Source organism: Halomonas sp. 707D4 (genome assembly GCF_024158685.1).
In the GTDB taxonomy this organism is placed as follows: Bacteria; Pseudomonadota; Gammaproteobacteria; order Pseudomonadales; family Halomonadaceae; genus Vreelandella.
This window is the reverse complement of sequence record NZ_JAMZBD010000064.1, coordinates 1-10019: the sequence shown is the minus strand read 5'-3', so window position 1 is coordinate 10019 and position 10019 is coordinate 1. Positions and strand designations below refer to the sequence as shown.

Annotated in this window: 12 protein-coding genes; all 12 read left to right on the top strand. The window is 63.1% G+C overall.

Features of this window, described 5'->3' with window-relative positions; translation table 11 throughout:
- Window positions 1-496, top strand: a 496-nt coding sequence (locus BIS11_RS04540) for a ParA family protein (protein ID WP_253585771.1), incomplete at its 5' end; no start/stop codon positions are given.
- A gap of 73 nt (window positions 497-569) precedes the next feature.
- Complete coding sequence (locus BIS11_RS04535; RefSeq protein WP_253421035.1) at window positions 570-1496, top strand: ParB/RepB/Spo0J family partition protein; 927 nt, start codon at window positions 570-572, stop codon at window positions 1494-1496.
- Between the two features lie 265 nt (window positions 1497-1761).
- Window positions 1762-2118, top strand: a complete 357-nt coding sequence (locus tag BIS11_RS04530; RefSeq protein WP_367399061.1) for an ATP synthase subunit I — start codon at window positions 1762-1764, stop codon at window positions 2116-2118.
- A 12-nt stretch (window positions 2119-2130) separates the two neighbouring features.
- Window positions 2131-2958: a F0F1 ATP synthase subunit A gene (gene atpB / locus BIS11_RS04525; RefSeq protein ID WP_253421031.1), complete on the top strand. Its 828-nt coding sequence runs from the start codon at window positions 2131-2133 to the stop codon at window positions 2956-2958.
- A gap of 85 nt (window positions 2959-3043) precedes the next feature.
- The gene (gene atpE / locus BIS11_RS04520; protein WP_018918432.1) at window positions 3044-3271 is read left to right on the top strand and encodes a F0F1 ATP synthase subunit C; all 228 of its coding nucleotides are present in this window, start codon (window positions 3044-3046) and stop codon (window positions 3269-3271) included.
- A gap of 76 nt (window positions 3272-3347) precedes the next feature.
- Window positions 3348-3818 (top strand): F0F1 ATP synthase subunit B, encoded by a 471-nt coding sequence (locus BIS11_RS04515; RefSeq protein ID WP_227391267.1) that lies wholly within the window; start codon window positions 3348-3350, stop codon window positions 3816-3818.
- An 11-nt stretch (window positions 3819-3829) separates the two neighbouring features.
- Window positions 3830-4363 (top strand): F0F1 ATP synthase subunit delta, encoded by a 534-nt coding sequence (locus tag BIS11_RS04510; RefSeq protein WP_253421028.1) that lies wholly within the window; start codon window positions 3830-3832, stop codon window positions 4361-4363.
- Window positions 4364-4379: 16 nt separating this feature from the next.
- Complete coding sequence (gene atpA, locus BIS11_RS04505) at window positions 4380-5924, top strand: F0F1 ATP synthase subunit alpha (RefSeq protein ID WP_227391265.1); 1545 nt, start codon at window positions 4380-4382, stop codon at window positions 5922-5924.
- Between the two features lie 65 nt (window positions 5925-5989).
- Window positions 5990-6874, top strand: coding sequence for a F0F1 ATP synthase subunit gamma (gene atpG, locus BIS11_RS04500; RefSeq protein WP_227391264.1), 885 nt, complete (start codon window positions 5990-5992; stop codon window positions 6872-6874).
- A 68-nt stretch (window positions 6875-6942) separates the two neighbouring features.
- The gene (atpD, locus tag BIS11_RS04495) at window positions 6943-8322 is read left to right on the top strand and encodes a F0F1 ATP synthase subunit beta (RefSeq protein WP_227391263.1); all 1380 of its coding nucleotides are present in this window, start codon (window positions 6943-6945) and stop codon (window positions 8320-8322) included.
- Window positions 8323-8346: 24 nt separating this feature from the next.
- Window positions 8347-8775 (top strand): F0F1 ATP synthase subunit epsilon, encoded by a 429-nt coding sequence (locus BIS11_RS04490; RefSeq protein ID WP_253421025.1) that lies wholly within the window; start codon window positions 8347-8349, stop codon window positions 8773-8775.
- A 146-nt stretch (window positions 8776-8921) separates the two neighbouring features.
- Window positions 8922-10019 (top strand): magnesium transporter (gene mgtE / locus BIS11_RS04485; RefSeq protein ID WP_253585770.1); only part of this gene is annotated, 1098 nt, incomplete at its 3' end.

Genomic DNA, 10019 nt, shown 5'->3' with positions numbered 1-10019 from the left:
GACCGCCGCCGAGGTCGAGCTTCTCGACCGCGACGAGCGCCAGAGCCGGCTCTCGACCGCCCTGGCCACGGTCGCCGACGACTACGACGTGGTGCTGATCGACTGCCCGCCGTCGCTCAACATGCTCACGGTCAACGCCTTGACCGCCGCCCACGGGGTGCTGATTCCGCTGCAGTGCGAGTTCTACGCCCTCGAGGGGCTTTCGGCGCTTCTCGATACCGTCGAGCAGATCAAGGAGAGCGTGAACCCGGAACTGGCGATTTCCGGTATCCTGCGCACGATGTACGATAAGCGCACGAGCCTGACTCGCGAGGTCGACAAGCAGCTGCGCGATTTCTTCGGCGATGCGCTGCTCAAGACCACCATCCCGCGCAACGTGAAGGTGGCCGAAGCGCCGAGCCACGGGCTTCCGGTGACCCAGTACGCGCGCTTTTCGCGGGGCAGCCAGGCGTACCGCGTGCTCGCCAAGGAGATGATTCGCAAGCTGTCGCTTTGAAGGCGATCGGGGACGGGCGATGAACGCCTGACGGCAGGGGCTTGGTCTTGATTCAACGTTTAAGGGGAAACGCATGACGCGTAAACGCGCGCTGGGACGCGGCCTGGATGCCCTCATCGGAGCGGGCGCCCGTCGCCGCGACACGCTGGACTTGGCCGGCGACGGCGTACTTACGGAAGTGGAGTCGCCGCTGGCGGCCACCGCCCAGGACCCTGCCCAGGAGCGGCTGGAGCGCCTGCCGCTGGGGCAACTGAGCCGCGGCAAGTACCAGCCGCGTCGCGACATCCAGCCCGAGGCGCTCGAGGAGCTGGCCGACTCGATTCGCGCCCAGGGCGTGATGCAGCCGATCGTGGTGCGCCCGGTGGGCGAGGCGCGCTATGAAATCATCGCCGGCGAGCGCCGCTGGCGCGCCGCCCAGCTCGCCGAGCTCGACGTCATTCCCGCGGTGATCCGCGAGGTCAGCGACGAGGTGGCACTGGCGCTGGCGCTGATCGAGAACATCCAGCGCGAGAACCTCAACGCCGTGGAGGAGGCCCTGGCACTCAAGCGTCTCGGCGACGAGTTCGAGCTGACCCAGCAGCAGATCGCCGACGCGGTGGGCAAGTCGCGCACCCAGGTGGCGAATCTTCTACGCCTGCTGACCCTGGACGCCGAGGTGCAGACGCTTCTGGAGCGCGGCGATCTCGACATGGGCCACGCCCGGGCGCTTCTGTCGCTCTCCAGCGCCCAGCAGCGGCGCATTGCCCACGAGGTGGTCAACAACGACCTGACCGTGCGCGCCACCGAGGCGCTGGTCAAGAAGCTCGCCAGCGACGAAGCGGCCCGGGCCGCACCGAAGCGTGCGCTCAAGACTGCCGACGTCACGCGGCTCGAAACCCAGCTCGGCGAGCTGCTCGGCGCGCCGGTGTCCATCGATCACGGCCAGCGCGGCAAGGGCAAGGTCACCATTCGCTACACTAGCCTCGAGGAGCTCGATGGCATTCTCGGGCATATCAAATGAGCGCATCGATCAAGTAACTAGCAGACTCATTAAATGACCGCACGATAGGCGCCTTTTTTAACGCTTTGGTCGCAAGTGCGCGCGTAAACCCGCAAATTAGACGCAACTTCGGTTGAAGGTGCGATAGCGCTTCCCTATAATCGCGCAAGATTTGCGCAGGTCGTTTTCGATGACGAAACGGCCTGGCCCGGATGAAACAACACGCGGCGACAGGTGCCGACACGTCATGCAGCGATTTGAAGTCCGGCGACGCCAGGCGTACACCGTGTCACTGCTACGCGCCCAACTGGTGCTGGCGCTTCTGGGCACGGCGGGCGCGTTTGGACTGGAGCGCGCCGGTGGCGCGGCCTCGTTCGCCCTGGGGGCGCTGGTCGCGGTACTGCCTCATGTGTTCTTCGTTCAACGGATGGGAATCTTCTCATCGCACCGGGTTCGCGGCGCCAACCGCCTGTTGCGCGCCGCGGCGGGCAAGTTCGGTTTGACGGTGGCTCTTTTCACGCTGGTGTTCGTGACAGTGCCTCCTTCAAACCCAACTTTCTTTTTTAGCGCTTATGTTGCGGTCATCTCGACGCACTGGCTGGCACCCTGGCTGATGCTCAAGACACGCCGCACAACTGATTGAGGTGACATCTCTATGGCCGCAGGAAACGAAGTCTCGACGACTTACTATATCCAGCACCACTTGCAGAACCTGACCTTCGGGCATCACCCGGTCAACGGCTGGTCGCTGGCGCACTCGGCCGAAGAGGCCGTCGAGATGGGCTTCTGGGCCATTCACCTGGACACCATGGGCTGGTCGATCGCCATGGGCCTCTTGTTCATCTGGCTGTTCCGCAAGGCCGGCAAGGTGGCCACCTCGGGCGTTCCGGGCGGACTTCAGAACGCCGTCGAGATGGTCGTCGAGTTCATCGAGAACCTGACCCGCTCCACCTTCCACGGGCGCAACCCCCACATCGCGCCGATCGCGCTGACGCTGTTCGTGTGGATCCTGTTCATGAACACGCTCAAGATCATCCCGGTGGACTACGGCCCGGTGCTGTTCTCCAAGCTCGGCGTCGACTACATGAAGATCGTGCCGACCACCGACGTCAACGCCACCCTCGGCATGGCGCTGGGCGTGTTCGGCCTGATCCTCTACTACAACTTCAAGGTGAAGGGCGTGGGCGGCTTCGCGCGCGAGCTGTCGCTGACCCCGTTCAACCACTGGGCGCTGATCCCCTTCAACCTGGTGCTCGAGGTCGTCTCGCTGCTGGTCAAGCCGTTCAGCCTGGCGATGCGTCTGTTCGGCAACATGTTCGCCGGCGAGGTCATCTTCATCCTGATCGCGATGCTGCCCTTCTGGGCCATCTGGGTGCTGGACGTGCCGTGGGCGATCTTCCACATCCTGGTCGTCACGCTGCAGGCGTTCATCTTCACCGTACTGACGGTGGTGTACCTGAGCGCGGCGCACGAGCATCACTAGGCGTTCATCAGACGCCACCGGTTTCGAATAACCCGTAACTTCAACCCTCAACCCTTAACCACCACTTGAACTCAGGAGCAACATCATGGAAATGGTTTATCTCTCAGCTGCGATCATCATCGGTCTGGGCGCACTGGCGACCGGCATCGGCTTCGCCATCCTGGGCGGCAAGCTGCTCGAGTCCACCGCGCGTCAGCCGGAACTCGGCGACCAGCTGCAAACCAAGACCTTCATCATGGCCGGTCTGCTCGACGCCGTACCGATGATCGGCGTTGGTATCGCGATGTACCTGATCTTCGTTGTCGCCGGTTAAGCAAGCCTGACCGGGCGGCACTCCGCTCGGTTTTGCTTTACTCCGGTCGCCACGAACTTGTCAGAGGTACAGTCCTGTGAATATCAACATGACGCTTATCGGGCAGACGATCGCCTTCGCGATCTTTGTCTGGTTTTGCATAAAGTACGTGTGGCCTCCGATCAGCAACGCGCTTCACGAGCGCCAGAAGAAGATTGCTGATGGCTTGGATGCAGCCAGCCGTGCGACGCGCGATCTCGAGCTTGCTCAAGAGCGCTCCGAGCAGACGCTCAAGGAGAGCAAGGAGCAGGCCTCTGCCATCATCGAGCAGGCCAACAAGCGCTCCGCCCAGATCGTCGAGGAAGCTCGCGCTACGGCGCGCGCCGAAGGCGAACGTCTGGTCGCCAGCGCCCGCTCCGAAATCGAGCAGGAAGTGAATCGCGCGAAAGACGAGCTTCGTGCTCAGGTGTCTCGCCTCGCGATCATCGGCGCCGAGCGCATCCTGCAAGAGTCGGTCGATGAGAAAGCGCATCGCAAGTTGCTTGATGAGCTTGCTGCCGAACTGTAAGGAGGTGACCCATGGCGGAACTACTTACCGTCGCTCGTCCTTACGCTAAGGCGGCGTTTGAATACGCGCGTGATCAACAAGCGTTTGATAGCTGGTCCCAGGCGTTGAACTTCCTGAGCGTGGCCGTCGCCGACGAAGGCGTCGGCCGCGTGCTGGGGAGTCCGAAGGTCGCCAACGACAAGAAGGTCGAGCTGCTGGCCGGCGCATTGCCGGAACAGCCCGACGGCGTCGAACGCTTCCTGGTGGCCCTGGCCGATCAAGGCCGCCTGTCTGCCCTGCCCTTTATCGCTGACCAGTTCGAGCGCCTGCGCGCCGAATTCGACCAGCGTGTCGAGGTCACCGTCACGTCCGCCTACAAGCTGACGGCGGCGCAGCAGACCAAGCTCGCAAACGCGCTCAAGAAACGTCTGAATCGCGAAATCTCCATTACTACTCAGGTCGACAAGTCGCTCATCGGCGGTGTCATCCTGCGTGCCGGCGACACCGTCATCGACGGGTCGGTACGCGGTCGATTGAACCGCCTTTCTGACGCGCTCACCGCTTGAGTCCGAGGGACATGGCATGCAGCAACTGAATCCTTCCGAGATCAGCGACATCATCAAGCAGCGTATCGAGAAGCTTGACGTCGCATCCGAAGCCCGTAACCAGGGCACCATCGTCACCGTTTCCGACGGCATCGTGAAAATCCACGGCCTCGAAGACGCGATGTTCGGTGAAATGATCGAATTCCCGAATGGCATCTTCGGCATGGTGCTCAACCTCGAGCGCGACTCCGTCGGCGCCGTGGTTCTGGGTGACTACCTCCTGCTCGAAGAGGGCATGACCGCTACCTGTACCGGTCGTATCCTCGAGGTGCCGGTGGGCCCCGAGCTCGTCGGCCGCGTGGTCGATGCACTGGGTAACCCCATCGACGGCAAGGGCGACATCAACGCCAAGATGACCGACGCGGTCGAGAAGGTCGCGCCGGGCGTCATCACGCGTCAGTCCGTCGACGAGCCGATCCAGACCGGCCTGAAGTCGATCGACTCCATGGTGCCGATCGGTCGTGGTCAGCGTGAGCTGATCATCGGCGACCGTCAGATCGGCAAGTCGGCGATCGCCATCGACGCGATCATCAACCAGAAAGGCAAGGGCGTGACCTGTGTCTACGTCGCGATCGGTCAGAAGCAGTCGACCATCGCCAACGTGGTGCGCAAGCTCGAAGAGCACGGCGCCATGGGCCACACCATCGTCGTCGCCGCCGGCGCCGCCGATCCGGCCCCGATGCAGTTCCTCGCCGCCTACTCCGGCTGCACCATGGGCGAGTACTTCCGCGACCGTGGCGAAGACGCGCTGATCGTCTATGACGATCTCTCCAAGCAGGCCGTGGCGTATCGTCAGGTATCGCTGCTGCTGCGCCGTCCGCCGGGCCGTGAAGCCTACCCGGGTGACGTGTTCTATCTCCACTCGCGTCTACTCGAGCGCGCCGCGCGCGTCAACGCCGACTACGTCGAGAAGTTCACCAATGGTGAAGTGACCGGCAAGACCGGCTCGCTGACCGCACTGCCGATCATCGAGACCCAGGGCGGCGACGTTTCCGCGTTCGTTCCGACCAACGTGATCTCGATCACCGACGGCCAGATCTTCCTGGAAACCAACCTGTTCAACTCCGGTATCCGCCCGGCGATCAACGCCGGTCTCTCGGTATCGCGCGTTGGCGGCTCGGCCCAGACCAAGATCATCAAGAAACTCGGCGGCAGCGTGCGTCTGGCTCTCGCCCAGTACCGCGAACTGGCGGCGTTCTCGCAGTTCGCGTCGGATCTCGACGAGGCGACCCGCAAGCAGCTCGAGCACGGTCAGCGCGTCACCGAGCTGATGAAGCAGAACCAGTACTCGCCGATGTCCGTGGCCGAGATGGCGCTCACGCTCTACGCCGCCAACGAAGGTCATCTGGATGACGTCAGCGTCGACAAGGTGCTGGACTTCGAGCGTGCCCTGCACGACTACATGAAGTCCGAGCATGGTGATCTGATGGACAAGATCAACCAGACCGGCGACTACAACGACGAGATCAAGGGCGGCTTGAAGTCGGGTCTTGAGCAGTTCAAGGCGACTCAGAGCTGGTAATGGTCGGCCCGCCTGAGGGCGGGCTTCGCTACTTTCTGAGAGCCACGAACGAAGGGTAGATCGCTATGGCAGCTGCAAAAGAGATACGCACCCAGATCGGGAGCATCAAGAATACGCAGAAAATCACCAGCGCCATGGAAATGGTCGCTGCGTCGAAGATGCGTAAAGCGCAAGATCTGATGAAGGCTGGCCAGCCCTACGCACGGCAGATTCGCAACGTGGTCGGCCACATCGCCGACGCCAACCCCGAGTACAAGCACGACTACATGGTCGAGCGCGAGGTGAAGCGCGTTGGTTACATCGTGGTGTCCACGGATCGCGGCCTGTGCGGCGGCTTGAACGTCAACCTCTTCAAGGCCGTGCTGAAAGACGCCGCGGCCTGGAAAGAGCAAGGCGCCGAGCTCGACTTCTGTGCCCTGGGTTCCAAGGCCTCCGCCTTCTTTCGCAAGTACGGGGGCCACCTGGTCGCCGCGAAGAGCGGGTTGGGCGAGAAGCCGAGCGTCGAGGGGCTGATCGGCAGTGTCAAGGTCATGCTCGAAGCCTACGACGAAGGCCGGCTGGATCGTCTGTACGTGGTGTACAACGAATTCGTCAACACCATGACGCAAAAGCCGGTGGTTCGTCAGCTTCTGCCGCTCTCGTCCTCGATGGGCGACGATGCGAAGCATGACGAGGAAAACGCCCGTCCCGGAAGCTGGGACTACCTGTATGAACCGGATGCCAAGGCGTTGCTCGACAGCCTGCTGGTTCGTTTCATCGAATCGCAGGTGTATCAGGCGGTGGTCGAGAACGGTGCGTGCGAACAGGCCGCCCGGATGATCGCCATGAAGAGCGCGACCGACAACGCGGGCAATCTGATCGACGATCTGGAGATGGTCTACAACAAGGCCCGCCAGGCCGCCATCACCCAGGAAATTTCCGAGATTGTCGGCGGCGCTTCAGCCGTATAACGCCTTTGAAGCCGCTAGCCGGCTTCAGGCAGACAGGTTTCATTTGCAGGTTTTAAAGAGGAACCAAGATGAGCGGACGTATCGTACAAATCATCGGCGCGGTGATTGACGTAGAGTTTCCGCGGGACTCCGTGCCCAAGGTCTACGACGCGCTGACAGTCTCCGGCAAGGAGACCATCCTCGAAGTCCAGCAGCAGCTGGGCGACGGCGTGGTGCGCACCATCGCCATGGGCTCCACCGAAGGGCTCAAGCGTAACCTGGACGTGACCAACACCGGAGCCGCCATTTCCGTGCCCGTGGGTAAAGAGACCCTGGGCCGGATCATGAACGTGCTCGGTGAGCCGATCGACGAGGCCGGCCCCATCGGTGAAGTCGAGCGCATGCCGATCCACCGCAAGGCGCCGAGCTACGCCGAACAGGCGGCTTCCAACGAGCTGCTGGAAACCGGCATCAAGGTCATCGACCTGGTGTGCCCGTTCGCCAAGGGCGGCAAGGTCGGCCTCTTCGGCGGCGCCGGCGTGGGCAAGACCGTCAACATGATGGAGCTCATCCGCAACATCGCCACCGAGCACAGCGGCTACTCCGTGTTCGCCGGTGTCGGTGAGCGTACCCGTGAGGGTAACGACTTCTATCACGAGATGACCGAATCCAACGTTATCGACAAGGTATCGCTGGTGTATGGTCAGATGAACGAGCCGCCGGGCAACCGCCTGCGCGTGGCGCTGACCGGCCTTACTATCGCGGAGAAATTCCGTGACGAAGGCCGCGACGTACTGCTGTTCGTCGACAACATCTACCGCTACACCCTGGCGGGCACCGAGGTATCGGCGCTCCTGGGTCGTATGCCGTCGGCGGTAGGCTACCAGCCGACGCTGGCCGAGGAGATGGGCGTTCTGCAGGAGCGTATCACTTCCACCCGCAACGGCTCGATCACCTCCGTGCAGGCGGTCTACGTCCCCGCGGACGACTTGACCGACCCGTCGCCGGCGACCACCTTCTCGCACCTGGACGCCACCGTGGTACTGGCGCGCTCCATCGCCGAGCTGGGCATTTATCCGGCGATCGACCCGCTGGACTCCACCTCGCGCCAGCTCGACCCGCTGGTGGTCGGTGAAGAGCACTACAACATCGCCCGCGGTGTTCAGGGTGTTCTGCAGCGCTACAAGGAGCTCAAGGACATCATCGCCATCCTCGGCATGGACGAGCTGTCCGACGAGGACAAGCTGGCCGTGGCCCGGGCGCGTAAGATCCAGCGCTTCCTGTCGCAGCCGTTCTTCGTGGCCGAGGTGTTCACCGGTTCGCCGGGCAAGTACGTGTCGCTGAAGGACACCATTCGCGGCTTCCAGGGGATCCTCGCCGGCGAGTACGACGATATGCCCGAACAGGCCTTCTACATGGTCGGCTCCATCGACGAAGCGGTCGAGAAAGCCAACCAGATGAAGAAGTAATCCCGTTCATTAGGGGGATTCGCTATGGCGAATAGCTTCACTTGCAACATCGTCAGCGCCGAAGCGTCCATCTTCTCCGGAAGCGTCGAGCAGGTCATCGCTTCCGGCCTGATGGGGGATCTGGGGATTCTCCCGGGTCATACGCCGCTTCTGACCGAGCTGCAGCCGGGGCCGATCCGGGTGATCATGGACGGCGGCAAGGAAGAGAACTTCTTTGTCTCCGGCGGCTTCATGGAAGTCCAGCCCGACGTGGTGACGATCCTGGCCGACGCCGCGGCGCGGGCGGGGGATCTCGACGAGGCCGCCGCCGAGCAGGCGCGTCAGGACGCGCTCAAGGCCTTCAACGAGAAATCCGCCGAGCTCGACTACACGCGCGCCTCGGCGGAGCTCGCCGAGGCCGTGGCCCAGCTGCGAACGATCCAGCAGCTGCGCAAGAAGGCGGGCAAAGGCTGATACTCACGCCCCGGGCGTGAACAAGACGCTCCTTGAGCCCTCGGGTTCAAGGGGCGTTTTTTTTCTCTGCTACTATAAGGCCACGCAAGTGAAGACCCCGTCTGCAAAAACTCATCCAACATGACACCTCTGTCAGGGAGATTGCGATGTCGCTAAACGATGAAACCTTGCAGGAACTGAAGACGGAACTGCTGGGCGAACTCGGCAAGGAAGCGCCGAGCCGGGAGGTAGTCTCCGAGCGGCTGGCGGAAATACGCTCGGCGGATATCGGTGAAGTCCTCGAAGAGCTGATCGAGGAGGACGAAGAGCTCGCGGCGGCCCTGGCCGTGCTCGAGATCCTCTCCACCGAGCGGGCGGCCAACGTGCTGGGCTACCTGCCCGGCGAGAGCCAGCTCGAGGTGGTCGGCGAGCTCTCCGATACCCAGGTGCTGACGCTTCTAGAGGAGATGGGCTCCGACGAGCGGGCGGATCTTTTCAACCTGCTCGGCGAGGATCGCCGCGAGGCGCTGTTGCGGCGCATGGCGCACCAGGAGCGCGAGGACCTCAAGCGGCTTTCGAGCTACGAAGAGGGCACTGCCGGCGCCATCATGACCTCTGACTATGTAGCGATAGCCAGTGGCATGACGGTGTCGCAGGCGCTGATGCGCGTGCGCCAGACCGCGCCGGACGCCGAGACGGTCTACCAGCTCTACGTGCTCGACGGTGACGGCGAGCTGATCGGCACCATGTCGCTGCGCCAGCTGATGGTGGCGCGCCCGGGGGCGCTGGTCGACGACATCATGATCAAGGACGTGATCAGCACGGCGGTGGACAAGCCGCAGGAGGAGGTGGCCCGGGTGGTCGCCCGCTACGACCTGCTGGCGTTGCCGGTGATCGATCACGAGCGGCGGCTGGTGGGCATCGTCACCCACGACGATGCCATGGACGTCGCCGAGTCCGAGGCGACCGAGGATATCCACAAGGGGATGTCGATCGGCCAGCTCGAGGACGGCGTGAGCCGGGTGCCGCTCTGGAGCCTGTACCGCAAGCGCGTCACCTGGCTGGTGCTCCTGGTGTTCGCCAACCTGTTCTCCGGGGCGGGCATCGCCTACTTCGAGGACATCATCGCAGCGCAAGTGGCGCTGGTGTTCTTCCTGCCGCTTCTGATCGGCAGCGGCGGCAACGCCGGCGCCCAGGCGGCGACGCTGATGGTGCGCGGCATGGCCACCGGCGACGTCGGCGTCAAGGACTGGGGCAAGATGCTC